Genomic DNA, 24873 nt, shown 5'->3' with positions numbered 1-24873 from the left:
GTTCGAAAGGTAGGGGATAGTTATGAAAGATATTGATTGTTTTGGCTCTGATAGGATCACTTGTCCATATTGTGGATATATAGATCACAATTATTCAGATGCTATGGAAGTGCTTCGAGAAGAAGGAGATACAACCGATTGGGAATGTTCTAAATGCGGTAAAGAATTTACGGTCTCTTTAGAAGGCTGGAGCCTTTATTTCGATTCAGAAAAGGGTACTGATTATGAATAAAGTTGAAAAGAATGCAATCAGGGTTACATCTAATACTTTGAACGAAGCTATCAGTTATTTAGTTGATGATGAACAGCTAATTCTGAATCATACGTCAATGGAGTATAGCCAACTTAATTTAACTATTGAGATGATGGACGACCTAGCTGGCGTATTAGATTCTTATAGAACGGAGAATTGTATTGATGATTAAAGAATACACAGGAAAATTTAAGGCTGAAAAATTTGACGGTAGTTTAGCTATGATTCAAAAATACAACTTGGATTATGAATATGATAGCGATGGCTGTTGTGTATTCTATGATGGCATATATTTAACTGATCTAGTTGTTGGAGAATGGATTGTTCAAACCATAGACGGATATCATAAATGGAATATTTCACCAAACGTATTCTCTGAAACCTTTAAGGAGGTCAAATAATGTGTGAATACTGTAATGGTAAGGAAGTCAATATCACAGATTGGACGCCAACGCTGTGGAAAGACAAGCTAAAGGTCAAAATTATCATGTCGGGAAATCAATTTAAGTTAAGAGTATATCGAACAGTCGATAGAAATGATGGGAAATCAGATGGCGGAACTACTGGGACAGTAGGAACGTTTAACTATTGTCCACATTGTGGGAGGAAACTGTAATGTGTGAATATTGTGATGTAAATGGTGAGGAATTCATTGGATATAATCAATCAACTAAAGGTTTTGATGGAGATTATGAAGGAGCAATCATCATAAAAACAAATGATGACATTGATAAAAGCTTTTATTTGAAAGAACTTGCAGAACCTAATAAATATTATCTGATGGTAGAGGGCGATGGCGTAGGAATAACTCCAATTAGTTTTTGTCCGGTATGTGGAAGGAAATTAAGTAAATGAGAATAATGTCAGAAACTGCTGTTGTTCTGTCAGTGCTAACCATAGTCATACTTTCTGCCACAAACGGTTCAATTCGAACTATGATCTTAAGCCTAGCAATATTAATACTCTCTCTATCAAACTTGGAGGACAAATAAATGCAATATAGAATAGTGGCACCAGATGGAACCGAAGAAATTAAAGAGTTTGCTAATCGCAATCAAGTAACAGCTTACTTGGCTAATCTTAATGATCCAATTTATAGAGATAATCATGAAACTTTAGATTTTCCATTGGAGGAAATTGAATAATGTATGTAGCAAAATTAGGTGGCATGTATTTAGAGAAAATAGACTTAATCGGTTGGACTACTAACATAGGTTCTGTAAAGTTTACCAGTAATCGTGTAAAAGCCATGACTTTTAAAAGTATTAGCGATGACCATAGTCTTATTATTAAACAAACTAAAAAAATGGGAGCTAAGTTCTACGAAATCGAAGAACATGAGATTGATATAGACAAGCTCAACAAAGCTTAGTTCAGCTCTACAAACTCAACACAATATAAATATACGTCATGACATAGGAGAAAACATGTTTAAAGTAAATCATGAAAATAAACGTCCAGTACCACAGACTCCACCCTTTCTTAAAAAAGATAAATACTATTTTAAACGAGACTTTGAAATAAGATTTATTGATCATACTAAAGCGACAGTTTCAAATGTTATTAAAACTGAAATCAAGGATGGAGCGGTTATATTTATTTGCGAAGATGGAATCAAATTAAGTCCTATGCACAATAAATACAACGATGTATATCCACCAGCAAATATTGCTGTATTCAATTTAAACAGAATTGAATGTTATCAATCAGTTAGCTGCAACCTTGGTATTAATGAGGACGGTGAGTAAATGAATATAGCAATTGGTTTTATCATAGGTGTAATTTGCTATTGGCTTGTACGCATTCCTGCACAATCAATCTTAAATCACAATAAGAATCGTAAAATTAAAGTTCCGTCGCATCCCAAGCCACTGCCTAAATTAGAAGAGCAGGACGACAATCCCGTAGTAATTAAAGTGATTTTAGAAACCGGAGGGTTTGCTTTCCGCGAAGAATCAAAACCAGTGGCAACAATATATAGAAAAAGTAGATTAATAGAAGTTGCAACAATGAATGAGTCTATGGTATTTAGTTTTGATAATATTGAATGCCTTGATTATAGAGTAAACGCTCGTATTTATTGGGAAGACTAGAAAAAACTAGAGGTGAGCATTATTAGATCAGACGTACGTATTAGAGTAGAAGCAATTTTAAAGGATTACCCGGAACTTGAAAAGTATATCAAGGAGCGCAAGCAGGAACTAATGATTCCACATCGTGAAATTGATGAGAATGTTGGCGGTGGTAAGTCTAGTAAGATATCTAAACCACAAGAACAGATGATGGTTACTATTGATGCAGACAAGCGGCTTAAGGTTCTTGAACGAGAAAAATCAGCAGTCGAAAAGTGCTTTTTTGAATCAGACTTAGAAACTCAAAAGATTATTAGTGAATTGTATTTTAAGAAGTATCGAACGTATACAGTTGAAGGATTATCTTATGATCACATTGTTAATTGTTCTGTTAGAACGGTCAAACGACTTAAAGGAGATTTCTTTCAGAGACTAGCACGAGAGTTAGATATTTATGAACCCTAAAAAAGTTGGCACGATTGTGGCACGATTAAGGGGTTTGGAAGTAGTAAATTAGTAGCATAGACAGTTAGCCAAAGTGCAACTGTTTCACCTCAATATATTTACAAATGGCGTGGCATTCGCCGTTTAATCGACATTACAGAGAGTGTGGAAACTCTCTGTATACTGTGAGAAAGCATTGGGCAAGTTAATAAAGACCAAACAATTTTAACCCTGGATTTAACATAAACACTTTGATTAACTTTCGAGTTCGAGTCTCGATTCTCACATTGCTGATAATTTCAGCAACTAGGTTGCATCCTAGTAAAAGTTAAAAATGCCTTCCAATTTGGCAGTGATGAGCATATCACTGTTTTGCATCAATAGCTCAACTGGTAGAGCATTCGGCTGTTAACCGAAAGGTTGTAGGTTCAATCCCTACTTGATACGTTGGCCAGCGGAAAATGGTCATACAAAATTTAAAAGGAAACCTCATTTAATTCCTTCGATAAAACAACTGATGGCTAGTGGCGCAAAGGGTAACGCTAAAGACAAATGATGGTGCATGGTTCGATTCCATGCCTAGCTATATTGATTATGAAAACAGTCCACTTGGATAATGATCATAGTCATTGATGGTATTAACATAGGCGTTGCCTGATGAATGCTTAAATAATATTAGCCGTGAAGCTTATTCCTACTATTCGTACGTAGGTGAGACTGTGATGATGAGGGGAGCAGACGTGTAACCGTTAAGGCTAATAAACAGTAGTGTGATAGTTCACTAAGCTGAACAGTTCTCTAAGCAGGACAGGAAAAATCGTAGGTTCGAATCCTACTCACACTATATTTGGTGGGCATGACACATAGAGGATAGTATAGTAGCACTTAGCCAGTGCTGGGAGTGTCATGGAGAGTGTGGTAGTTCAAAAATGGTAGAACGAATACTAGTTAGATGTTGGTTCGATTCCAACCCACACTATTATTAATACAACGCGTATCTAATACGCCACTGACTGATACATTATTGTATCGGTCTTTTATTTTCCTCTTTTTAGCAAAAGATTTATATTATAAGTATATAGGACTGGAAGTACAAAAATATTAGGTCCGGAAGAGGGAAAATAAAAATGTCTAATACAGAAGATGTATTAAATGCAGGTATGTTACTTGTATCTGAACTAGATTTCAAAGCAGGTGACGGCACCAATGATACATTGCTAGGGGACTTTGATACAAAGACGTCGGATCCACATATATTAAGTATGATTGAACAGTTCAGTGCAGTATTGAACTATTCCAAAGTAGTTAAATCAGTTTGCTACATATGTGAAGATGATTCATCCGCAATCAAACAGTTTGAGATATCGGGTTCGGGTGAAAGTAAAAAAGATTTACTCACGACAGAAGATAAAAGAATGTTTGATAAAGTTTTAAAATCACTTACTGAACCAGACGTAAGGAAAAAATGGCTATCAAAATATAACAAAATAACAGCCACATTCTTTACTAGCGGAAGTGAATGCAAAGTAGAGTTGAAGTTTAGTAAAGTAAATCTATAACAAAAATAATTAATTAATGTTTTGTATCTTAGTTAATTATTAAACAAGAGGGATAGTCATGCGGCTATCCTTTTTATATTGGAGGGATAACAGCAATGAAGAATGATGAAGAGTACATAACAACGCCTAAAGTTAAGCTTCAAGGTCTACTTAATTATGTTCCTAGTAACTTTATTGCATTAGAAGACTTTGAAGCAATTGAAAGGTCCAGATGTAATCATGTTCGTAACAAGATGTAAGCATAGTGGTTGTCATAACTTAGTGGCTGGTAACATACCGTTCTGTAATGAACACATAGCAGACCTGCCAGCATATGAGGAACGTATAGCTAAGCAACGTTCACACATTAAGCAACATACACATGAGTACAATGCTACTGCTCGTGGTGCTACTGACGAACGAAAACAACGTGATAGTTTCTATCATTCAAGAGAATGGAAACACATTCGATTGTCAATTCTTGAACGAGACAATTACATTTGCAAATACTGCTATCGCTTTGGCATTGTGAGACCAGCTAATACAGTTGACCATATCGTACCAGCTCAAGTTGCACCTGAACTAATTCGTGACATATCAAACTTAGCTGTAATCTGTCGTGGATGTCATAGTCGCAAGACAGATTGGGAACGTAAGTTTTATCACACAGGTTATCAGAGTAGTCAAAAAATTAAAAAAGATATTTTATTAAAAGATATTTCAGAACTACCGAACTTTTCAAAATAGACCCCCGCCCATGTGTGTCAGGGAGACAGCTCGCATAGTGGGCATGAGGTAAAAAGAAAGTCCGAAAATTAAACTTTTAACGTAGGAGGTGAGAAGTTGAACCCAAGAAACGCAGGTAGAAAGCCTAATTTAGCGATTGTAGACCCTAAACATCCAGAACAAAAGGCACGTCAAACAGCTGTCAAACAAGCTAGAAAAGGGCTTAAAAAGCTACCTAAGAGAGCACCAAGCTATCTAATGCCAGAAGCTAAGAAGTTGTGGAAGTCATTAGTTCCGCAGCTTGAATCAGTCGGATTGGTTAGTGTACTAGATCAGACTAATCTCGAATTGTTCTGCACACAGTATGCAATGTACCTAGATGCGGTTAATAGTATTGCAGAACATGGTCAAGTTTATATGGATGAAAATGGAAATTTAAAAAAGAACCCTGCTGTTGGTATCGTTGATAATTGTTCTAAGACTTTAAGAAGTCTTGGTATGACACTTGGAATTGATTTTAACTCTCACTCTCAACGTATAGGAGTTAATGGTAAAAAAGACGATGATATTGATATTCAAAAAGAATTAAAGAAGTTTGGAGGTTAGTAAATGGATTTATCTAAGATAAAACGTAGTCAGCGCTCACTTAAACTTTTAAATGAGTATCGCTCAAGAGATTTTAGTGATATTAGAGAAAAGTATAGAGATGAAGGTACAAAATATGCCTTTAGAGTTTTAGATTTGGAGGTTATCTCTGGATACAATATGAAACTTGCAGCATACAGACAATTACGAGACCTCCAATGTGTTGAAGATTCTGATTATAAATATCCTTATTATTATGATGTTGAAAAGTGTCAACAAGTTTTAAATTTCGCAGATATTTGTCCAAATGTTGATACGGGTGAACCAGTACCATTGATGGATTGGCAAAACTTTATTCTTTGTCTTATGTTTGGTTGGCGAGAAATTAAGACTGGTAATAAACGTTATGGTTCAGTTATTATTTCTGTTGCTCGTGGTCAAGGCAAGACATATTTAATGTCTATCATTGCTTGCTATTCTTATTTAATAGAAACAATGGGATTAGATAATCAAGATTTAATGGTTACTTCAAATATTACAGACCAAGCACGAAAGATTTATGGTTATATTTCAACGATGATGAATAAAATCATTGATAAAAACGTTTTATTTGAAAGAATAAAAAAAGAAACTGATTTAGATGTTCAATATAATAAAGTAATCCAACGTAATACGAATAATAGGTTATTACAATTGTCAGCAGAGAGTGGTAAGTTCGATTCTTATCACTTTTTGTTTGCCGTTTTTGATGAAGCAGGCGAAACTAATCACTCTGTTGTTACCAGTAAAATCACTTCTGGACAAGTTAAAGTTCCTAACTCTCAATTTACTCAAATTTCTACTGCTTATCCTGATTCTACGGTTCCTTTTAAACAAGAAGAAGATTCCATTATTAAGATTATGGAACGTGATGAACATGAAGAGGGAGACCGTAAGTTAGTTTTAATTTGGGCTCAAGATAGCGAAGATGAAATGAACAAACCTGAGACATGGGCTAAGAGTAACCCTCTATTATTGTTGCAATCGGAACATGATAATTTAATGTCAGGTTTGAAACAAGAACTTGATGATAAACGTCTATCTGGTGAAGAATTTAGATTTGCTAACAAGAATTTAAATCTTTGGTTAGATTACAAAACTAATTCATATATTGATTTAGATGATTGGGAAGCTACTACATCTGCTACTGATTTTGATATAAGCGGCAGAGATGTTTACATTGGCTTTGATGCCAGTCTTACATCTGATAACACGTCATTAACATTTATCTTTCCGTATAAAGAGAACGGAATGGAACGCTATCATATCATGCAACACTCTTTTATTCCGTGGAAGCTAATGGGGTCAATTTCATCTAAGGAAAAATCAGACGGAATTGAATATCGAAAGTTTGCTGAACTAGGTTATTGCACGATTACCAATAACGAGCGTGGACTTATTAATTTAGACCAAGTTTATACGTGGCTTATGACATTTGTAGAAGAGAATAATTTGAATGTTCTATTTTTTGGCTATGATGCATTGAGAACTAATAATTTTACGCAAGCATTAAATGATAAAACTGATTGGAATATCATGCCTATCAAGCAAACTTCTTACATGTTAACTGAATCAATTAAATATATTCAGGATAGCTTCTTTCACAGAAATATTTCACATGAAGATGATGAAATTATGAAAAAGGCTCTTATGAATGCCGAAGTCGGCGAGAACAGGGCTGGTATGGAAATTGGAAAGTCTAAACAGTCATTAAAGATTGATGTGGTCGATGCCTTAATTGATGCAATGTATCAGGCAATGTATTACTTCAACGATATGCGAGACCGTGACGATCCATTGTCGAGATATTCCGATGATGATATTAAAAAATACTTGAACTCAGGTAAATTTAGCTTTTAGAAGGGAGACCAATGGTTAAAAATTTAGTAATAAAATTTAATAGTTTTAAGCACTGGCTTCTAATTAACTTAGATACAGTGCTTTTTTTATTGGCATTGATTGTAATTGATGTGACTACATATCATTTTGGAGTGACAGTAGGTAATTATGTAGTTGGTGTCACTTTAATTTTAGTAGCGTTGATTCTTAATAAACCCACCAAATAACCGCCTGAATAGAAAGGAGGTGAATATATGATTTTTAGATCATTAAGACCGTCTTCAAAGCCTTATACATCGCTAGGAAGTGGATATACAGGATTAGGTTATTCGATTAAAGACAATAAGATTGTTTTTAACTCTGATTTTATTTCAGCACACGAAGCACTTAAATATTCTGATATTTATGCAGTGGTCAATAAGTTAGCCGAGGACATGGCTAGTGTGCATTTTAAAACTACTAATCAATATACAAATAAGGTTTTAACTAATCCTAGTCAGCTTACTAATAGCTTTGCATTCTGGCGTTCAATGTACGCGCAGATGTTGCTGTCTGGTAATGCCTATGCATTAGTTTGGGGTGATAAGTCAGGAAGAAGTGACCACTTAGAATACTTAAAGCCATCTCAAGTAGATATCTATAAGTCAGCCGATGGAACTCAATTAACTTATGATATTAATTTTCCTGATACTGAAGAGATTGATATGAAAAATGTCCCAGCAAGTCAAATTATCCATTTAAAAACTATGTCTTTAGATGGTGGATTGATTGGTGTATCACCGCTTAGAGCATTGACTAAAGAGCTTCAATTACAAGATGCTAATAAGTCACTAGCTTTAGGAGCAATGAAAAATGGTCTTAACATTACCGGTTTGCTGAAAATCAATAAAGGCGGATTGCTAGAAGGCGAAACTAAAGATAGCGTCCGAAAGGCATTTGAACATCAAGCTGAGAATGGTCATATCGTTGTACTTGATGACTTGGAAGATTACCAGGCATTAGAAGTTAATCGCGATATTTCAAAACTATTAACATCCACGGATTGGACCGGTGACCAAATAGCAAAGGTTTACGGCGTCCCACAGGACTATTTAGGCAGTGAATCAGAGCATTCGAATATTGAAATGGTTGCTATCCAATATGCTCAAACAATCGGTCGATATATTAGAGGCGTCGTTTCAGAGTTTAAGAATAAATTAAACGGTGAAATTGATTATGATATCAATGCTATTTCTGATATTGATGGGCAACAAGTAGAAAAGCGAGTTAGGGGACTTGTTACTGATCGTGTTATCGGCTATAAGACAGCTCAAAAGATTTTACTTCGTAGTAACTCAGACTTATTGACTAAAGAAGACATTGTTTCTGGAGATATACCGTATCAAGGCAGTTCTATTAAATTGAAAGGAGGTGATAATACAAATGACGAAGAAGACAGTGGAACAAAGAGCAATCAATAATAGTGATTTCAAACTTGAAAAACGTTCAGAAGATGATGATTATAATACATTATCTGGGTATGCAATCGTTTTTGACCAACCTAGTGAAAATCTAGGCGGATTTATTGAGTACGTTGACCGTTCAGCATTAAGCAATGTGGACATGAGCAATGTACAACTACTTTATAACCATAATATGGATAACATTTTAGCAAGAGCAGATAGCAGCACTTTGTCATTACAAGTTGATGATAGAGGGCTGTTTTTTAATGCTCAAATTCCTAAAACAACGCTTGGAAATGATGTTTCTGAGAACGTTAGAAATGGCAACTTAAAGGGATGTAGTTTCGGTTTCACAATTGATGGCGATGATTGGTCTGATTTAGACAAAGATACAGCCACACGCCATATTACGCAGATAGGGGACCTATTTGAACTATCAATCACCCCTATGCCTGCATATAAAGAAACATCAGTATCAAAGCGGTCTCTATCAGAGTTTGAGAGCAAGAAAAATAATAAAGAAACGTCTAACAACATTAACGAGTTAGAACTATTAGAAATGGAGATAGATTTATATGAAAACTAAAGAAGAACTTCGTAAAGAAATTGACGAAGCTAAAGAATTTATTCGTTCAAACGATAATAAACAAGAAGATAAGGATAAAAAGGTCAATATTCTTAAGGATTTAGTTAGAAGCTTTAAACAAACACAAGACTTAGAGAACTTGTCTAACGAACTAAAGGATGACGATGAGGATAAGGAGGACCGCTCTAAGAAGTTTCCGGAACAAGGTGCTAAGCGTTCTAAGGTAACTGAAGATAAGGACCCATTGAAAGAAATGCGTTCAGCTGTAAATAATTATCTACATTCAGGCGGTACAGTTCGTTCAGACAAACTTCAATTCACAGAAGGTAAAGACAAGGATCTAATTATTCCAAGTGAACTTACACGTGACGCACTAGATGGTATTAAGTCAGCCGATGTTAAACCAACTATTCCAACTGCAATTTCATACATTCCTCAAGATGAAGTTAAAACAGTTGTTGATTTAGGAAAATTTGTAAATCACAAGTCTGTTGCTACTGCCACAGGTTCATATCCAATTCGTAAAAAGGCTACTGCTAAGTTAAACACAGTTGCTGAATTGGAAGAAAACCCTGAACTTGCTAAACCAAACTTTACAGATGTTAAGTTTGCTGTTGAAACAAGACGTGGAGCTGAACCAGTATCACAAGAATCAATTGATGATTCAGCCGTAGATTTGATTCCATTTTTAGTAAATGATGCCAATGAACAAAAAGTTAATACAACAAATGCAGATATTGCAGCAATTTTTGAATCATTTGCACCACTAACAATTAAGACACTCGATGACTTGAAACATATTAATAATATTGATTTGGACCAAGCCTACAATCGTTCAATTGTTGCCACTGGTTCATTCTATCAATGGTTAGACACATTAAAAGATGGGAATGGTCGTTACTTGCTACAAACTGATGTTAAATCTGCTTCTGGCACATCCATTTTAGGTATCCCTGTATTTAAGATTGACGATAGTTCATTCGGCGCTAAAGGTGATGCACATGCATTCATCGGTGATTTAAACCGTGCTATTTTCTATGCTGATCGTGCTCAAATCACAGCTCGCTGGGTTGATGATCGTATTTATGGTCAATATCTACAAGTTGGTACTCGTTACGACATCGTTAAAGCAGATGAAAATGCTGGCTATTTCCTAACTGTGGATACTAAGACTGCTACTGCTGCTGATACATCAACCGTAACTGCTGGTAAGTAGTCATGGCTAGTTTATTAGGTGATTTGAAGCTTAGTTTAAGGATTGATGCCGATGATACAGAAGACGACACGATTTTGAATCGTAACTTGACTGCTGCTGAAAATTATATTAAAGGTGCTGTTGGTAATGATGATGATTTGATGAAGGGATTTTATGATCTTGCAAATGTTAAAAGCTCGTATGAAATTGCTGTTATCGCCTTAGCCAGTTCATATTACACATTTAGGTCATCGGGAATGACTGGACGTGTAAACAATGTTGATATGAACAATGGTTCAATTATTGCTCAATTGCGAGGTAAGTATTTAAAAGAAAAAGAAAGACGTGAGGCTAATGGTTCAGAATATCAATCCTAGTAGATTGAAATATCGAGTTAGTTTAGGTAAGGCGGGATTTGTAGAAACTCCGCAAGGAACTAATAGACCTGACTTTGAAGAAATAAGAAGTCTTTGGTGTGGTATTTATACAATGTCGATGACACAACAAATAACATTATTGGGTTCGCCAAATTCATTTGATTTAGTTCTTATCATTAGACATCAATCCGATGGATTAAAGGACGTTAAATACGCACGTTTTAAAGACCAGCTGTATCAATTAGCTGGTAGTTCCCCAGACTTTGATGATTCACCACGCTCATTTGACTTAATAACTTTAAAAAAGGTAGATAAAATTGGAATTTCTTGAAGGTTTAGAAAAATTAGACAGAGAATTATCCAGTCTATCCCTTACTCCTAACCAGAAAAAAGCTATGACTAAAGCTGGTGCAGAAGTATATAAGGAAAGCCTTAGAAATAACTTGAACAATAGTTTACACAAGGGTCCACATTCACGCAGGTCGAATATTAAGTTGGCAGATGATATCAGTCTTAAATATAAGGGTATCGATGGTGCAACCTATGTTGGCTTTAAAAATACAACCGGTCATTATGGTTATTTAGCTAGATTTTTAAACGACGGTTATATGGCTCATGGTGGTAAAGGTTCCAGAGAACATACCACTAAATATGTTCCGGGATTGCACTTTCAAGAACGAACAATCAATGAAACTAAGACTTTAATATTAGCAGCAGAGGTTAAAAAATATAAAGAAATGTTAGGAGACTAACATGATTGCAAAACAAGTTAAGGATATTTTGTTAAAACGAGCGGATGAGTTAGAAATTAACCCGTCCTATTTTTTTACTCAAAATATTCCGCAAGACTATACCGAAGTTGATGAGACGACTGTACTTATTACTGAAATTAGTAGTGTTTATTCTGGTCGTGCAAGTGATATTAGCACTACTAAGGATAGTCAAATCGAAATACAAATATTCTATCGTAGAGAAACATTACCAGATAGAACTGAATTAATTATTAATCAAGAATTAGAAAAACATTGGTTTTATCAATATGACTCGTATCCGGACGTTGATCCAGATACGGGTTTTTTGACGAGAACTATGAAATACGAAAAAACGGAGGTCATTTAAATGGCATTATCAGGTTTTGAATTAGCACGTATCGGTATTTACACAGATGATACGGAAACAATTGATAAGGATAATATTTTTACAGTTGAACCTAAGAAGAAGGGTTCTGTAGTTAGTGCAACAATTTCAAATATTTCACCAACTATTACACCAATTTATGGTTCAGACCAAGAATGGAAAGCTGGTTCTAAAGGACATGGCGCTATTTCAGTAGCGTTTGTAGCCAATGCTATTCCACAAGACATTAGACGCAAGATTTTAGGAATGGCAACATTTGACGGTGGTATTGCCGGTATCGGTAAGAAGACAGAATCACCATATTGCGTATTTGAGATGATTTCTCACGATGCAACAGACGAAAGTGTGGGTGCTCATTTAGCTTTAGTTAAAGGAACATTCCATTTAACTACTGTTGCTCCAAAGACTAATACAAATACAACTGTGTACGATCAAGAACAACTTACATTTAGTGCTACTGATCGTGATTCAGATGGTTTCGCATACTTTGAAGCTTTAGAAAATGAACCAAATTATGATTCAAGTAAGTGGGAACAATTAATTTATGGAATGCCACTAACAACAGATGGTTCTGCATCACAACCAGCAAATAATACAGATACAACAAAATAGAAGGGAAGTTTTAATCAATGTCTAAAGATATCGTGTACATTAATGCGTTCGGCCGTCGCTTTACGGTCAAAAAAAGTAATAAAAATATGAGATTGTCATATGCCTATTACACAAATTTAAGTAACAAGAATAAACATATGATGGCTGTGGCTGATGAAACTGATAATGTCGAAACAAAAGATATGGGTGATAGAGAAATTGCCGAACAAATCATGAATAGTTTTGATTCAGCTTCAAAGGCTGCTTTGGATTTACAAAACGTTCCTATCAATTACATTAAGGAAATTTTGAAATTAAATCCTAAACAAGTATCAATGCTTGATGACATGACGGGTCCTGAAACTGGAGCGCTAGCCGGTCGAATTGCTCATGGTATTACATCGGATGATGAGGACATTGACCCAAAAAAGCCACGGAGACGGAACAAGTAGACCCGTTTACCGTCTACCAAGACTTTTTAAATTATGAAAAAGAAATAATGCAACAAACAGGTTGGGACTTGGAAACAGTTGAGTCTCAGCCATTTTTTGTACTTGCAGAAATCTTAGATGATAAGCGCGAGTCCAATAATCCTAATAACAATGTTGGTCCTATGAGTTTGACTGACTTTATTAAAACGGGTGGTGTTTCTTCAATTTTAGAGAAAGGAGGTTAATACATGGCAAAAGATATGGAGCTAAACACTGGTATTCATATTGATTCAGTTCAAGCTGAGGGTTCAATTCAATCTTTAAGAAACCAAGTCAAGGCTCTAACATCTGAATGGAAAATCAATGAGCAAGTCCAACGTGCCAATGGCAACTATCAGTCAGCATATCAAGCAAAGACCGAGGGTTTAGGTAGAGCTATCGAAGGACAGCGTAACTACATCAATAGATTACAGTCTGAAATGAGTAATCTCGATAGAACTACCACAGAGGGTAGTCAGAAATATACTCAATACACAAATACTGTTAATACAGCTACACGTCAATTGAACAACATGGTTCTGCAACAAGAGCGGGCTAAATCAACCTTAAATCTCTATACCACGGGGATCAAAGAGCAAAAGCAAGCTATAGAAAGCGCTAAGGCTGTTTCTGAATCATTAGTTCAAAGGTATCAAGCCGAAGGTAAATCTATTAAGGCATCAGCGACCGAAAGAACGGCACTGAAATCACGTATTCAAGAACTCAACTCACTATATTCTAAGGAAGCCAGTGAACTAGACAATGTTAAAACTAAGTCTGGAGCAACTTCTAAAGAATATGCTACTCAGGCTAAGCGTGTGAATGAACTTGGTACAGAAATTGCTAAAAGTAGAACTCGTTATCGTGAACTTGGCTCTGAACTAGGTGGAATGGGAACTCATTTCACGGGAATTAGACAAGCTGCTGCTAGTTCTAAAACGGCTATTGGCAACATGAATCAATCTGTAAAAAATAGTATTGGCAATTTGAAGAGTATGGCTATGACAGCAGGTATAGCAGGCGCAGCAGTAACGGCTATGTTTGTCAGTGGTGCTAAGAAGTCCGTTGACCTTGAAAACAGTTATAAGCAAATTACTAACTTGGCTGAAACTGGTGGCGAAAAAGTAGCTGAGGCTACTAAAAACGTATCCAAAATGCAAGAAGATGGTCAGAAATATGCTTTAAAGTATGGTAAGTCTCAACAAGAAATTGCTGATGGTTATGAAGACTTAATAAAGCGTGGGTATGACACCAAGCAAGCATTAGGAGCTATGAAGTCAGAATTACAAGGTTCTGTAGCTTCTGGTGATGATTTTGCTGATGTCGTTAAAGTATCATCTCAAACACTAGAAGCTTTCGGTATGCGTACAACCTCTACATCAGGAATGGTTAAGAATACCAAGATTGCCGTTAATGATTTAGCTTATGCTGCTGATATGACTGCCACAGGATTCAGTGACTTGGGTGTCGGAATGAGTTACGTTGGCTCAACTGCTCATCAAGCTGGATTTAGTTTGAGTGAAACTTCTAGTGCAATGGGTATTCTTTCGAATAACGGATTGGAAGCTGATAAAGCTGGTACTGGATTACGTAAAGCAATTAATAGTTTGATTTCACCAACTAAAGGTGGTTCCGAAGCACTCCAAGAATTGGGATTAAGCACAAAGGATTTTACTGACAATCAAGGTAATATGAAGTCTATGACTGATATCTTTGGATTGTTACGTGAAAAATCTCAAGGTATGGGCAAGAACAAAAAGACTGACATTTTTCATGATCTATTTGGTACAACTGGTCAACAAGCTGGTTTGATTCTTGCTGAAAACTCTAAGCAATTAGGTGAATTGAATCAAAAGGTAGCTGATTCAGCTAAAAATGATTATGTCGGAAAACTTGCTCAAAAGAACAGTGAAACAGGCAAGGTAGCATTAGATAGATTGAAACAATCTGCTGATGCAATCACTATGACTGTTGCTACTGCTGCATTGCCAGCTATTACAGAAATTGGTGATAGATTAGCTAAAGCTGCTAGCTCTAAAGAGTTTGAGAATACTATTAAAGGCATTGCAAAATGTGTCGGACAATTAGCAGATAATGTGTCCGATTTCTTTAGTTATTTAGGAAAACACAGCGATGATTTAAAAGGTATTACAGGTTCATTAGGAACTATTGTTAAAGATATTGCTGTGGGAGCTTGGGATACTTTTGCAGGAACTATTAAGATAATTGGTACAGCTTTTGGATTAGTTCACACTAACGGAAAGAAAGCAGAAGATCCATTAAAGATTCTAAATCAGTTTGTATCTGGAATTGCTAAGCATGAACAGACACTTAAAACTATCGGTGGTTTATTAGCTGGCATTTGGGTGGCTGATAAAGCTGCTAATTTTGCTGTAAAAATTAATGATGTTACTGATTCTTTGGATGGTCTTAAAAAGAAATTAAATCATTCTGGTATTGAACAAGCCGCTAGTGAAGTCGGTGAGAATGCTGGTACAAATATTAATAAAGGTATTACTTCTAAACTTGGTTCAGGTACAGTCGGGAATAATATTTCAGAGTTAGGTACAACATGGGGTGGTAGATTATCACTTGCTATGAGTGCTGCAATAGCAGGTAAAGATATTTTTGACTCATTAAATACCAAGAGTAAAAGCAAACAGGTTGAGGGAATAGGTGGTGCTATTGGTACCACATTAGGAGCTGGTATTGGTGGTATTCTAGGCGGAGCGCCAGGCGCTACTTTAGGTGCAACTATTGGTGACCAACTTGGTAAATCGGCCGCACCTGCTTTTCAAAAGTGGCTTTATCATCCGGATGATCCTACAGCTAAAAAGGGAACTAATAAGTATTACGACCAATTAGCCGAATCAGCTAAGAAACGCGCTGATAGATTTAAGAGCAGTATGCTAACACCCGGTATTAGTGCTGATGAACAAGGACAAGATTTAAAGCAGATTAAGAAAGCTGAGGCAGATGTTAAAAAGTACGAAGCATTAGCCAAGCGTGCGAAAAAGGCTAAAGATAGTATTAATTCACCATCTACTAAAAAAACTTCTACTTCAAAGGCTATTGAGGATGTGGCAACCACTCACGTATCTAAAACAGACATAAAGAATGTTAAAGATATGGTTCCGGCTATTAAAGATTATGAAGATGCTCTTTCTGATTTAAAGAAGTTTTTAAAGAATAATAGCCCTGCTAAAGAACTTTCTAAGATTGATAAATCTGTTCAAGGTTCATCTAAAAAATGCTCTGGAATTGCAAAGCCAATTAAGGATATCGGCAATTCATTTAAAACTTTGAATTCTTTCACTAAGTCAATGAAGGATGATCCATTCAAAGCCTTAAATGCTGATATTCCTAAACTTAAAAAGACGCTAAAGGATAACGACGTAGCCGGTCTTTTAAATAAGATGGGTAAAGACTTAAAGAAGAATAATCTTGCAAGTGAGCTTAAAAGCATGACTACGTCTATTAAGTCTGATACTAAGACATGGAATAATTTCGCTAAACCAATCAAAACGGTTCAAAAGGCTTTTGAAGAATTAAACAAGTTTACTAAGACATATGCTAAGTCTGATCCATTCGCAAAATTGAACGATGATATTCAAAACCTAACTGATACTTTGAACAAATATAATATCGGTAAGATTTTGAAAGCCCAAATAACTGATGCAAACAAGGCTACATCTAATGTTACCTTTGACAAGGATTTCAAGACTGATACAGATAACATTGTGGACGCTTTAAAGTCATTCAAAACTAATTTTGATAAGTCATGGAAAGATGTTTGGGCTAATACAGCTTCTGATGAAAAGGATGCATTAGCTAAAGTTGTAAGTAATTACAGCTCGAAAATGAACTCCATTTCAAAGAAAGAAACTAGTTTTACTAGCGATTATTTGAACAAATGGAGTGGGTGGCTAACATCTGTAACTAGTTCATTTAAGAGTGCTTTCAATTCACTACCGGGGCTTGCAAGTAAATCCCTAAGTAAGGTTATTTCAGAAGTTAACAAAGGTATTGGTGGAGTTAACTCTGTTATCACTGATTTTGGTGGCAAGTCGCTCAACCTAGCCAAATATGCTGTTGGTACTGCTGGTACTCCCGGCGGCAACTTAGCTGTTGTTGGTGAACAAGGATATGAACTAGCCTATGATAAGCAAAATGGAATTTATCCAGTTGGCTTAAAAGGTGAAGAAGTTCGTTACCTTGGTGCTGACACAGCTATCCTTCCACACCATTTATCGGAACAATTTATGGGAATGGTTGCTAACCTCCCACACCATGCTACTGGTAAAGGTGAAACATCAAAGACATCCGAAGATATGACTGACTATGTTTTTGAACATTTAGATGAACTAAAAAAAGACCCAGTTCCATTTTTAAAGAAGCCGTATTTTGCAGCTGTTTCTTTTAATGGGAATGAGTTTATTAGTCGTTTCGGTAATGCTTTGTCAAATGGTTTTCTAAAGGCGATTGCTGAACCATTTAAAAAGACGCTTGCAGATATGGACTTTTCAGGTGGTGGAGGTGCTAGACCTGCTAAAGCCTACGGCCCAATGATTAAAGCAGCTGCTGCTTATATGCACCAAAAAATAACTGATTTTAACGTTGATATGATTGAACGTATCATTGCTAACGAATCAGGTGGTGATCCTAATGTTACTAACAATTGGGATAGTAATGCTAAAGCTGGACATCCATCAACTGGTATTTTGCAGTATATTATGCCAACATTCTTAAATTACGCTATGCCGGGACACACTAATATCCACAATCCTTTAGACCAATTGATTGCATTGTTCAATGATGCAACTTGGCGCACAGATATGGGGATGGGTTACAACGGCAAGTATGGCGAATGGAGAGGTTCAGCCAGTGGTCCTAGTGGTCCAAGATTGATGTACGACGGTGGTTTTATTACTAAGCCAACAAGTATTATCGGTGGCGAAGCTGGACCAGAAGTTATGATTCCATTGAACAATAAAATGAGAGCTATTCAGATTCTACAACAGGCTAAGAATACAATTGGTGGAGCTGATGAAACAGTCAATAACACCAATGTTGATACAACTAGAGTCGAGAGTAACCAACAACAACAATTAATGATGACACAAGTCATGGTTAAGCTATTGGGCAAGATTGCAGATGGTTCCTTAGCAACTGATAGTTCAAATGGTGGAACATCATTGAATGACATATCTAATATGCTAGATAAAGTAAGTTTACAAAATCGTAAAATGACTAAATTCCAAGGAAAAGGAGGTACAGCATTTGCCTAAAAGATTATCAGACGGGCATTATAGACAGAATTCATTATTAATTAAGTCTGATGGACAAAATGAATTTGAGATTAGTAATTATCATGATTTGATTTTTACTAGACTAACAATTAGTTCACCACAGACGGTCTCTAACTTAAAGACCAATACAGGTGTTGATGGACAAGTTCAAACTGGTCCTGTGTTGTACACCTCACGCACCGCTAAAGCTGACTTTTTGATGAGAGTTGACGATGGAACTGACTTAGAAAGCCGATTCCATGAATTTTATAATAAATTCTTTAATCGTGATTTGGTAAGAGTTCGTCAAACATACGATATCGGTCGATGCTTTTATGGCATACCTAAGCCATTTTCTTATACAGATGTTGGTTTTTACGATAAGACTTTCTCTGTGGAATTTGATATTCCTAGTGCCTATGTTTATTCAGTAGTTAGATCAACTGATTTTCCAATTGATTTAAATAAGGAAGATTTGATTTCTAACAATTTAAATCTTTCAACTACCAACCTTAATTACACTCACTCTCAAGGAACTTTAAAAATTTACAATCCTAGTGATTTTGACATACAACCGTATGAACAGAATCATGAGTTGAATATTATTTTTAAAGGTTCAGGGAGTCCTACCTTAACCAATACAACAACAGATGATGTTTTCTCAATGAACTCGAATATTTCATCAGACGATTCTTTGATTTTAAAAGGTGTGCACCCTTTGTTAAATGGAGATTCCTGTGAAATAGATACCAATCACGGCCATATTAATCTAAAGAAAGGCTGGAATGATTTAAATTTGACAGGGTTTAGCGGCACTGTCACGTTTGATTTTCCTTTTATATATCTATGATTAATTTTAAAAAGTATAGAGTTCAAGATAGAGATGGAAAGTATGATGAAACACTTACTTGTATTGATAGAGATTCGTTAAGTAATTCAGAAGAAATGAATAAGACAAATCAAATTGATTTCACGGCTATCAACGACGGCAGTATCGGATATCAATTGTTACAAAATGAAAATTACATTGTGTTTGATGGTCAAAAATATCGTATTAAGCAAGCAGAGAAAGATGATGAGGGTTATGACTTGAAACGAACAGTTTCAGCAACTCACATCTGGTTTGACTGCCAATATGTTTATCAATATGACAAAATCAATGGAACCAAGAAACTTTCAGCCAACGATTTGATGAGCTTCGTTTTTGATAAAAATGAACTCGGTAATCATGGGTTTACTTGGAAAGTTTCAAATAGCACTGAAACTGTTACGTTTACAGATTACGGCGAGAAATCAGGTCTTGAATGCATCAATGATTGTATTGAAAAGTTCAATTTAGTAGTAGTTGCTGACAACAAATTTATTACTTTAATGCCATTAAAAGATTGGCAGCATAAAGTTAATAAGTCGTTTAGATATATCCACGATACACCTACCTTTACAGCAAATATTGATACAACAGAGATTCAAAACATTGCCCGTGTGTATGGTAAGACCAACGCACCAGTCACATCACCGGTTGGTACAGCCATTGGAACCATTAATACAATGGAGGCTAATGGAGCACCTGTCGTTGATGATCCTAACAAGCCTACTAATACAGTTCAGAATTTACCAAATGGTACTAAATGGGTTATGGATTCTAAGGTAGTGGCCAATGGAGAAATGTGGTACAGAGTTTCAACTAATGGTTGGGTCAACGAAAAATATATTGTGTTTGATAAGAATGGGGATGTACAACCTGAAAATCACATCATTACGGAAGTGACAGGACAAGGAACCATTAAGACTTCCACAGATTCATTAAAAGAAGACACTTCTGGTGGTAAAGTTCTACCCGTCGGTAATGCAGTAGGTACTGTAAACACTATGGTAACTGGTGGTGCTCCTGTACTTAGTGACCCATTGAAGCCTGATTCGGTAGTTAATCATTTAAATAATGGGACTACATGGGCAATTAATAATAAAAAAGTTGTTAATGATATAACTTATTATGAAGTTGCCACTAATCAATGGGTCGATTCTCAATATATTAACTTTGATAAAGATGGAAGTGTGAAACCGGAAGACCACACTATTACTCCTGTAAGTGGACAGGGAACTGTTAAAGCTCCTGAAACTGATAAGGATACCGATTCTAGTAAGGACAGTGACAAGTCAGATGAGTGATTCTAAGGACGATACCTCAATTGTTTATGTATACGATTCACCGTTTACACCGCAAAATAAAACGGGTAGAACATTACCTGCCAGTTCGCAATGGTTGATTAATGCTTCCGTTTCAGATGGTGCACAGGGCAAATCTTGGTATCAAGTCGGAACTAATCAATGGGTCATTCAAGATCAATTAGATTTTTCCGGTAAGTCAGATGTTGAACCATCAGAAGTAACTCCAACAGAATCAATTATCTATGATTCACCATGGACTCCACAGCATGAAGTTGGTCGAAAATTAACTAATGGTACTCAATGGAAAATTAACGGTGAAATCACTGATGGAGCAGGTGGGAAGACTTGGTATAGAGTTGCTACGAATGAATGGGTTTGTTCAGATGATTTTGTATTTACGGGTGACACAGATGTCGAACCGACAGAGGTTAAAAAATCCGATGATGATACAGCTGACGACCATTCTACGGACTACTTTCAACCATTCATTATTAGAGATGAAAAATCAATTCAAGAATGGGGCGAACGTCCGGGACCGGCAATAACAAATAATGATATTGAAGACCCGGAGGAGATGAGAAAATACGCTTTATCTCAGATGAAGATAGAGCCGACTGTAGATATCACATTAACTTATTCTGGTGATGATACTTTTAAAATTGGAGATATGGTTTATTGTGATATTCAACCTGAAAGCTTTACTACTTGGGTAACAGTTGTAAGTGTCAAATATAATCCTTTAAGTTACTCCAATATGTATGAGGTAACTTTAAATAACACTACTCAGACGCTATCAGATTACGAGTTATCTATTCAAAATTCATTGTCCAATGCAAGATACAATGGTGCTATTTCTATTTCAAATGGTATTATTGCTAGTCCGTTTTTACCTAGAAAGATAGGAGAAGTTTAATGGAACCAATATATAGGCTGCCAGATGAAAGTGGTCAATATTATTATCCACAAACGCATTACTTAGCAGTTGTGGATTTAGATAAACATATTAATTCATTGATTAATAATCAATATGCAACATACATTAAGGACATGAAGTTAGTTAATACTTCTGGTCCTTTTTATTTTGACGAGAACACGTTGAATAAGCCCGCAAATATTCCGAAAGGATATTTACAGGCTGTTTTTGTAGATTCGAAGAATGGAGTTATAGAAATATTAACTACTAATTATTATTACGAGATTTCAGGCGGAGTATTGTCTGATATCAAAGAAAGGGTGTGATTAATTGTATTTACCAGATAAAGTAGTGAATTCAGAATTTCCAAATCTCAGTTTGAAATCGAAAGATGGGAAGACCTCAGCTTTAAGTTTAGACAATGGTGAAAAAGTAATTATTTCAAAACAAAATAGTGAGGGCAACACTGATTCAGAAGTTTTTAATTTTACAGCTGTAACTGATGAAACAGTATTTCCATCAGTACCAGACCTTCCGAATTACTGGCACAATGTTGATTTGGATAAATGGAATGGAGTTATTGATAGCAATTCTAAAGACAGTTTCAACAACAACAGTGATCAGATTCAAAAATCTATTAATTCACTGTATGAATATGAAACTAATCAAAGAAACTTCTTTGTAAAGCTCAAGGATACTTTGAGTGACTTTAAAGGATTTGTTGAAACTATCATTTCAGTTAAAACCGCAGAATTTTTAAGTAAATTCTCAACTCAATATTATAAAAAAGAAGAAATTGACGAAATGTTTAAAAATCAAGATACCCAAATTGGTAATATTCGAAGACGATTACCTAACGATACTGTTATTGGAACATTTCATAATCCGTCTCGCAGTGATCAAATGCCGACAAATATTGATGTTAACGATAAGGTGACACCAGAAGCACAACAAATTTTAGATGATTGGAATAAATAAAAGGAGGTAAATAAATGACCGATTCAGATATTAAAAATACACAAGCACAAGATTCACAATTACCACCTTTGAATTATTCAGACAACAATGCTGAATATGAAGAACCATATGACAAAATTGAACCTGATATACCATTAGAACAGCCTTTGCTATTTAACCTACAACATAGCAAGGCTTTTTATTTACCACATTCCCAAACTGATGACGAGAGTGACCATATTACGCCTCAAACCATTGTTAATCCTGCTACTAAAGCTAGAATTTTACCAGTAGCGTTCTTGAGACAAGGTGAAGCAAGTTCATATGAAATTAATATGACGGTATTGGATGGAGCAAAACCAGCTGACTTTTCTCAATACAAGATGTTTTCAATTCGTGGATATGATTCACAATGGCATTTGATTTCAACAGATGAAAATATTGATACAACTGACGCTAATATTGGCGAACTTCATTGGAAACCAGAAGAAGCAGTAGCTTTAACGGCTGGTAAATATCATACAGTTCAATTAGTAATTGAAAGCGAAGACAGAACTACCACGGCTATGACATTAGATTTTGATTTACACATCATTCCTAATAACGTAGCATTCCCACGTCCTATGGCATTTTACATTTCAGAAATGCAAAGGTCATTGTTTAATATTGGCCAATTAACGAATGCAGCGTACAAACACACTGGCTATATGATTAATTTTATTGACCAAGTTGTTATGAAGGCAATCGCTGATTTTAAGAAAAAACTTGATGATGAAATTGCTGAATTAACAACTAAGTCCGATGCTATGAATACTAAACTAAATGATTTAAATACCGGTTTAGATGGACTTAAGGGTAAAGAATCAGATTTTGAAACTAGTTTGAATACTTCACTAGCAAATTTAAAAGCACAAATGGACCAACTCAACTTAATTAGTAAAGATAATTTGAAATCATCAGTTATTGAACTTATTAAGTCTGGAGATATTGATGTTAATGATCCTATTAGTGATGAAGCTCAAGCAATTTTGGATGATTGGAATAAAACGGAGGTAACAAATGACGGAAAATAAACTAACTGAAACCATTATTGGTTTCAATAAAGCAAACAAGAAAAATATTAAAGTGATTCGAAGCAATGATAAAACGTTCTTGCCCGATGATGATGGTGTTGTAACTATGAATATTTCTGGAGGTAGTACAAGCGGCGGTGGAAATATTCCTGATAACCCATCAGCTGGAGTAGATTACTATGCTGGCTCATTAGCAAACGGCGAAATTACTGAAAGATATCTATTGTATTCTGGTCCATCTGATCCAACGACAGTGACTAAAGCAACGCTACTACGCGATGTGGGCTCAAAGATGAATATGGTAGGCGATGGTCTTACATTCTTTATTCATTTAAAAAAGACATCTTTTGATAAGGGTACAAAGGGCGATTCAACCGATATTCAATTAAATTATGATCCCGCAAATATCGTTAAAGATGGTTACTTCACAACAACATCTCCATATCCAATTTATATTAAAGCCGGTGATTTTGGAGTTGGCAAGCAAGTTACGGTTCCAATCAATGGTATTGGTGAAAATTTGAGTGGTAAAAATGTAAAGGTACCTAAATTATTGCTAACATTTAACGATGATAAAACCATTGAGATTGAAACAATAATTGGCTATGACAATGACGGCGATAGTGCAGGTGCAACGGGTGCCAATTATGATGTTGTTGTTGATACAATCGCTACATTTTCAGTACAGCCAGCAGTAGCACAAATTCCGGAAACAGTTAATTTCTTTACCGGTTCAGCTAATGGAGAAATTTCTTTATCGGGTGCATTAGATTTTCTTGAGAATTCACTAGATGGTATAGAAATTACATTTGATGAATATTTCACTAATTCTATTGGATCTACAAGAATTCCGGCGCTTAATGCCTTATCTACACGATCAGTTAGAATTCCAAAGGAAAAGCTTATAAATGGATTCCGATTTGATTTGACAGGATATTTTAATCCAATTGGAACTAAATTGACATATACGGTTAAAACTAATACAGGATTGTGGCAAGATGGTGCTAATTATTTTGATTATTTATCAACGCCAGCTGACGCGTACATTGAAATTTCTAAGGCATCAATTAATATTCCAATAAAACTTGGGGTGTCAAACACTATATCGGGAAGTCCAATTAATTACAATTCTTCGTGGATTCCAACAATTTCAAAAATCACACCATACAAAAACTAGCA

The 24873-nt window shown here is 35.6% G+C and carries 34 protein-coding genes and 2 tRNA genes; all 36 read left to right on the top strand.

Features of this window, described 5'->3' with window-relative positions; genetic code table 11:
• Positions 1-22 precede the first annotated feature (22 nt).
• The 36 genes from FD31_RS08755 to FD31_RS08600 all read left to right on the top strand — a co-directional run bounded on the left by FD31_RS08755 (position 23) and on the right by FD31_RS08600 (position 24871).
• On the top strand, positions 23-232 hold the full coding sequence (locus FD31_RS08755; RefSeq protein ID WP_057892398.1) for a hypothetical protein: 210 nt from the start codon (positions 23-25) through the stop codon (positions 230-232).
• Positions 225-425 (top strand): hypothetical protein, encoded by a 201-nt coding sequence (locus FD31_RS08750; protein WP_057892397.1) that lies wholly within the window; start codon positions 225-227, stop codon positions 423-425. The genes FD31_RS08755 and FD31_RS08750 overlap by 8 nt, the downstream gene beginning before the upstream one ends.
• Positions 418-654: a hypothetical protein gene (locus FD31_RS08745; RefSeq protein ID WP_057892396.1), complete on the top strand. Its 237-nt coding sequence runs from the start codon at positions 418-420 to the stop codon at positions 652-654. Before FD31_RS08750 ends, FD31_RS08745 begins: the two co-directional genes overlap by 8 nt.
• A complete protein-coding gene (locus FD31_RS08740; RefSeq protein ID WP_057892395.1) occupies positions 654-869 on the top strand; it encodes a hypothetical protein in 216 nt (71 codons plus the stop codon). The genes FD31_RS08745 and FD31_RS08740 overlap by 1 nt, the downstream gene beginning before the upstream one ends.
• A complete protein-coding gene (locus FD31_RS08735) occupies positions 869-1108 on the top strand; it encodes a hypothetical protein (protein WP_057892394.1) in 240 nt (79 codons plus the stop codon). Before FD31_RS08740 ends, FD31_RS08735 begins: the two co-directional genes overlap by 1 nt.
• Positions 1109-1245: 137 nt before the next feature.
• Positions 1246-1398 (top strand): hypothetical protein, encoded by a 153-nt coding sequence (locus tag FD31_RS14130; RefSeq protein WP_157049158.1) that lies wholly within the window; start codon positions 1246-1248, stop codon positions 1396-1398.
• Positions 1398-1625 (top strand): hypothetical protein, encoded by a 228-nt coding sequence (locus FD31_RS08730; RefSeq protein WP_057892393.1) that lies wholly within the window; start codon positions 1398-1400, stop codon positions 1623-1625. Before FD31_RS14130 ends, FD31_RS08730 begins: the two co-directional genes overlap by 1 nt.
• Positions 1626-1680: 55 nt before the next feature.
• On the top strand, positions 1681-2001 hold the full coding sequence (locus FD31_RS08725; protein WP_057892392.1) for a hypothetical protein: 321 nt from the start codon (positions 1681-1683) through the stop codon (positions 1999-2001).
• Positions 2002-2346, top strand: a complete 345-nt coding sequence (locus FD31_RS08720; RefSeq protein WP_057892391.1) for a hypothetical protein — start codon at positions 2002-2004, stop codon at positions 2344-2346.
• Positions 2347-2358: 12 nt separating this feature from the next.
• Positions 2359-2790, top strand: a complete 432-nt coding sequence (locus FD31_RS08715) for a hypothetical protein (protein WP_083483629.1) — start codon at positions 2359-2361, stop codon at positions 2788-2790.
• Positions 2791-3143: 353 nt separating this feature from the next.
• Positions 3144-3216 (top strand) — tRNA-Asn (locus FD31_RS08710).
• 320 nt (positions 3217-3536) lie between these two features.
• Positions 3537-3613 (top strand) — tRNA-OTHER (locus FD31_RS14125).
• A 283-nt stretch (positions 3614-3896) separates the two neighbouring features.
• Entirely contained in the window at positions 3897-4328 is a 432-nt protein-coding gene (locus tag FD31_RS08705; RefSeq protein ID WP_057892389.1) for a hypothetical protein, read from the top strand.
• A gap of 95 nt (positions 4329-4423) precedes the next feature.
• Positions 4424-4567 carry a hypothetical protein gene (locus FD31_RS14120; protein WP_157049157.1) on the top strand — a complete coding sequence of 48 codons (144 nt, stop codon included), beginning with the start codon at positions 4424-4426 and terminating at the stop codon, positions 4565-4567.
• Positions 4527-5054, top strand: a complete 528-nt coding sequence (locus FD31_RS08700; RefSeq protein WP_162258547.1) for an HNH endonuclease — start codon at positions 4527-4529, stop codon at positions 5052-5054. Before FD31_RS14120 ends, FD31_RS08700 begins: the two co-directional genes overlap by 41 nt.
• A 96-nt stretch (positions 5055-5150) precedes the next feature.
• Complete coding sequence (locus FD31_RS08695; protein ID WP_057892387.1) at positions 5151-5639, top strand: phage terminase small subunit P27 family; 489 nt, start codon at positions 5151-5153, stop codon at positions 5637-5639.
• A 3-nt stretch (positions 5640-5642) separates the two neighbouring features.
• The gene (locus FD31_RS08690; protein ID WP_057892386.1) at positions 5643-7517 is read left to right on the top strand and encodes a terminase large subunit; all 1875 of its coding nucleotides are present in this window, start codon (positions 5643-5645) and stop codon (positions 7515-7517) included.
• An 11-nt stretch (positions 7518-7528) separates the two neighbouring features.
• On the top strand, positions 7529-7723 hold the full coding sequence (locus FD31_RS08685; RefSeq protein ID WP_057892385.1) for a DUF1056 family protein: 195 nt from the start codon (positions 7529-7531) through the stop codon (positions 7721-7723).
• A 27-nt stretch (positions 7724-7750) separates the two neighbouring features.
• Complete coding sequence (locus FD31_RS08680) at positions 7751-8956, top strand: phage portal protein (protein WP_057892384.1); 1206 nt, start codon at positions 7751-7753, stop codon at positions 8954-8956.
• Positions 8919-9524, top strand: coding sequence for an HK97 family phage prohead protease (locus FD31_RS08675; RefSeq protein ID WP_057892383.1), 606 nt, complete (start codon positions 8919-8921; stop codon positions 9522-9524). The genes FD31_RS08680 and FD31_RS08675 overlap by 38 nt, the downstream gene beginning before the upstream one ends.
• On the top strand, positions 9514-10740 hold the full coding sequence (locus FD31_RS08670) for a phage major capsid protein (RefSeq protein WP_057892382.1): 1227 nt from the start codon (positions 9514-9516) through the stop codon (positions 10738-10740). Before FD31_RS08675 ends, FD31_RS08670 begins: the two co-directional genes overlap by 11 nt.
• 2 nt (positions 10741-10742) lie before the next feature.
• Positions 10743-11096 carry a head-tail connector protein gene (locus tag FD31_RS08665; protein WP_057892381.1) on the top strand — a complete coding sequence of 118 codons (354 nt, stop codon included), beginning with the start codon at positions 10743-10745 and terminating at the stop codon, positions 11094-11096.
• A complete protein-coding gene (locus FD31_RS08660; protein WP_057892380.1) occupies positions 11074-11427 on the top strand; it encodes a phage head completion protein in 354 nt (117 codons plus the stop codon). The genes FD31_RS08665 and FD31_RS08660 overlap by 23 nt, the downstream gene beginning before the upstream one ends.
• Positions 11414-11848 carry an HK97 gp10 family phage protein gene (locus tag FD31_RS08655; RefSeq protein WP_057892379.1) on the top strand — a complete coding sequence of 145 codons (435 nt, stop codon included), beginning with the start codon at positions 11414-11416 and terminating at the stop codon, positions 11846-11848. Before FD31_RS08660 ends, FD31_RS08655 begins: the two co-directional genes overlap by 14 nt.
• A gap of 1 nt (position 11849) precedes the next feature.
• Positions 11850-12215, top strand: coding sequence for a DUF806 family protein (locus tag FD31_RS08650; protein ID WP_057892378.1), 366 nt, complete (start codon positions 11850-11852; stop codon positions 12213-12215).
• Positions 12216-12845, top strand: a complete 630-nt coding sequence (locus FD31_RS08645) for a major tail protein (protein ID WP_057892377.1) — start codon at positions 12216-12218, stop codon at positions 12843-12845.
• Positions 12846-12862: 17 nt separating this feature from the next.
• On the top strand, positions 12863-13276 hold the full coding sequence (locus FD31_RS08640; RefSeq protein ID WP_057892376.1) for a hypothetical protein: 414 nt from the start codon (positions 12863-12865) through the stop codon (positions 13274-13276).
• 47 nt (positions 13277-13323) lie between these two features.
• Entirely contained in the window at positions 13324-13500 is a 177-nt protein-coding gene (locus FD31_RS14115) for a hypothetical protein (protein WP_157049156.1), read from the top strand.
• 3 nt (positions 13501-13503) lie between these two features.
• A complete protein-coding gene (locus FD31_RS08635; protein ID WP_057892375.1) occupies positions 13504-18582 on the top strand; it encodes a phage tail tape measure protein in 5079 nt (1692 codons plus the stop codon).
• Positions 18575-19432 carry a phage tail domain-containing protein gene (locus FD31_RS08630; protein ID WP_057892374.1) on the top strand — a complete coding sequence of 286 codons (858 nt, stop codon included), beginning with the start codon at positions 18575-18577 and terminating at the stop codon, positions 19430-19432. Before FD31_RS08635 ends, FD31_RS08630 begins: the two co-directional genes overlap by 8 nt.
• Positions 19429-20751, top strand: coding sequence for a prophage endopeptidase tail family protein (locus tag FD31_RS08625; RefSeq protein WP_057892373.1), 1323 nt, complete (start codon positions 19429-19431; stop codon positions 20749-20751). The genes FD31_RS08630 and FD31_RS08625 overlap by 4 nt, the downstream gene beginning before the upstream one ends.
• Positions 20744-21664 (top strand): phage tail protein, encoded by a 921-nt coding sequence (locus FD31_RS08620; protein ID WP_057892372.1) that lies wholly within the window; start codon positions 20744-20746, stop codon positions 21662-21664. The genes FD31_RS08625 and FD31_RS08620 overlap by 8 nt, the downstream gene beginning before the upstream one ends.
• Positions 21664-21990, top strand: coding sequence for a hypothetical protein (locus FD31_RS08615; protein ID WP_057892371.1), 327 nt, complete (start codon positions 21664-21666; stop codon positions 21988-21990). Before FD31_RS08620 ends, FD31_RS08615 begins: the two co-directional genes overlap by 1 nt.
• A 4-nt stretch (positions 21991-21994) precedes the next feature.
• The gene (locus tag FD31_RS08610; RefSeq protein ID WP_057892370.1) at positions 21995-22642 is read left to right on the top strand and encodes a hypothetical protein; all 648 of its coding nucleotides are present in this window, start codon (positions 21995-21997) and stop codon (positions 22640-22642) included.
• Between the two features lie 14 nt (positions 22643-22656).
• A complete protein-coding gene (locus tag FD31_RS08605; protein WP_057892369.1) occupies positions 22657-23694 on the top strand; it encodes a hypothetical protein in 1038 nt (345 codons plus the stop codon).
• Positions 23681-24871 carry a hypothetical protein gene (locus FD31_RS08600; protein ID WP_057892368.1) on the top strand — a complete coding sequence of 397 codons (1191 nt, stop codon included), beginning with the start codon at positions 23681-23683 and terminating at the stop codon, positions 24869-24871. Before FD31_RS08605 ends, FD31_RS08600 begins: the two co-directional genes overlap by 14 nt.
• Positions 24872-24873 lie beyond the last annotated feature (2 nt).

Origin of the sequence: Companilactobacillus nantensis DSM 16982 (genome assembly GCF_001435815.1) — a bacterium.
GTDB lineage: Bacteria > Bacillota > Bacilli > Lactobacillales > Lactobacillaceae > Companilactobacillus > Companilactobacillus nantensis.
The sequence above is the reverse complement of the archived record's forward strand: the minus strand, read 5'-3'. Positions and strand labels throughout refer to the sequence as shown.

Bases quoted from the DNA above. Each gene is read 5' to 3' on its own strand.
- FD31_RS08605 (WP_057892369.1), top strand. From the start codon at position 22,657: ATGACCGATTCAGATATTAAAAATACACAAGCACAAGATTCACAATTA.
- FD31_RS08680 (WP_057892384.1), top strand. From the start codon at position 7,751: ATGATTTTTAGATCATTAAGACCGTCTTCAAAGCCTTATACATCGCTA.
- FD31_RS08720 (WP_057892391.1), top strand. From the start codon at position 2,002: ATGAATATAGCAATTGGTTTTATCATAGGTGTAATTTGCTATTGGCTT.
- FD31_RS08725 (WP_057892392.1), top strand. From the start codon at position 1,681: ATGTTTAAAGTAAATCATGAAAATAAACGTCCAGTACCACAGACTCCA.
- FD31_RS08745 (WP_057892396.1), top strand. From the start codon at position 418: ATGATTAAAGAATACACAGGAAAATTTAAGGCTGAAAAATTTGACGGT.
- FD31_RS08685 (WP_057892385.1), top strand. From the start codon at position 7,529: ATGGTTAAAAATTTAGTAATAAAATTTAATAGTTTTAAGCACTGGCTT.
- FD31_RS08660 (WP_057892380.1), top strand. From the start codon at position 11,074: ATGGTTCAGAATATCAATCCTAGTAGATTGAAATATCGAGTTAGTTTA.
- FD31_RS08690 (WP_057892386.1), top strand. From the start codon at position 5,643: ATGGATTTATCTAAGATAAAACGTAGTCAGCGCTCACTTAAACTTTTA.
- FD31_RS14115 (WP_157049156.1), top strand. From the start codon at position 13,324: ATGCAACAAACAGGTTGGGACTTGGAAACAGTTGAGTCTCAGCCATTT.
- FD31_RS08620 (WP_057892372.1), top strand. From the start codon at position 20,744: ATGAGTGATTCTAAGGACGATACCTCAATTGTTTATGTATACGATTCA.
- FD31_RS08635 (WP_057892375.1), top strand. From the start codon at position 13,504: ATGGCAAAAGATATGGAGCTAAACACTGGTATTCATATTGATTCAGTT.
- FD31_RS08705 (WP_057892389.1), top strand. From the start codon at position 3,897: ATGTCTAATACAGAAGATGTATTAAATGCAGGTATGTTACTTGTATCT.
- FD31_RS08665 (WP_057892381.1), top strand. From the start codon at position 10,743: ATGGCTAGTTTATTAGGTGATTTGAAGCTTAGTTTAAGGATTGATGCC.
- FD31_RS08750 (WP_057892397.1), top strand. From the start codon at position 225: ATGAATAAAGTTGAAAAGAATGCAATCAGGGTTACATCTAATACTTTG.
- FD31_RS08650 (WP_057892378.1), top strand. From the start codon at position 11,850: ATGATTGCAAAACAAGTTAAGGATATTTTGTTAAAACGAGCGGATGAG.
- FD31_RS08615 (WP_057892371.1), top strand. From the start codon at position 21,664: ATGGAACCAATATATAGGCTGCCAGATGAAAGTGGTCAATATTATTAT.
- FD31_RS08645 (WP_057892377.1), top strand. From the start codon at position 12,216: ATGGCATTATCAGGTTTTGAATTAGCACGTATCGGTATTTACACAGAT.
- FD31_RS08670 (WP_057892382.1), top strand. From the start codon at position 9,514: ATGAAAACTAAAGAAGAACTTCGTAAAGAAATTGACGAAGCTAAAGAA.
- FD31_RS08735 (WP_057892394.1), top strand. From the start codon at position 869: ATGTGTGAATATTGTGATGTAAATGGTGAGGAATTCATTGGATATAAT.
- FD31_RS14120 (WP_157049157.1), top strand. From the start codon at position 4,424: ATGAAGAATGATGAAGAGTACATAACAACGCCTAAAGTTAAGCTTCAA.
- FD31_RS08740 (WP_057892395.1), top strand. From the start codon at position 654: ATGTGTGAATACTGTAATGGTAAGGAAGTCAATATCACAGATTGGACG.
- FD31_RS08730 (WP_057892393.1), top strand. From the start codon at position 1,398: ATGTATGTAGCAAAATTAGGTGGCATGTATTTAGAGAAAATAGACTTA.
- FD31_RS08755 (WP_057892398.1), top strand. From the start codon at position 23: ATGAAAGATATTGATTGTTTTGGCTCTGATAGGATCACTTGTCCATAT.
- FD31_RS08625 (WP_057892373.1), top strand. From the start codon at position 19,429: ATGATTAATTTTAAAAAGTATAGAGTTCAAGATAGAGATGGAAAGTAT.
- FD31_RS08675 (WP_057892383.1), top strand. From the start codon at position 8,919: ATGACGAAGAAGACAGTGGAACAAAGAGCAATCAATAATAGTGATTTC.
- FD31_RS14130 (WP_157049158.1), top strand. From the start codon at position 1,246: ATGCAATATAGAATAGTGGCACCAGATGGAACCGAAGAAATTAAAGAG.
- FD31_RS08640 (WP_057892376.1), top strand. From the start codon at position 12,863: ATGTCTAAAGATATCGTGTACATTAATGCGTTCGGCCGTCGCTTTACG.
- FD31_RS08600 (WP_057892368.1), top strand. From the start codon at position 23,681: ATGACGGAAAATAAACTAACTGAAACCATTATTGGTTTCAATAAAGCA.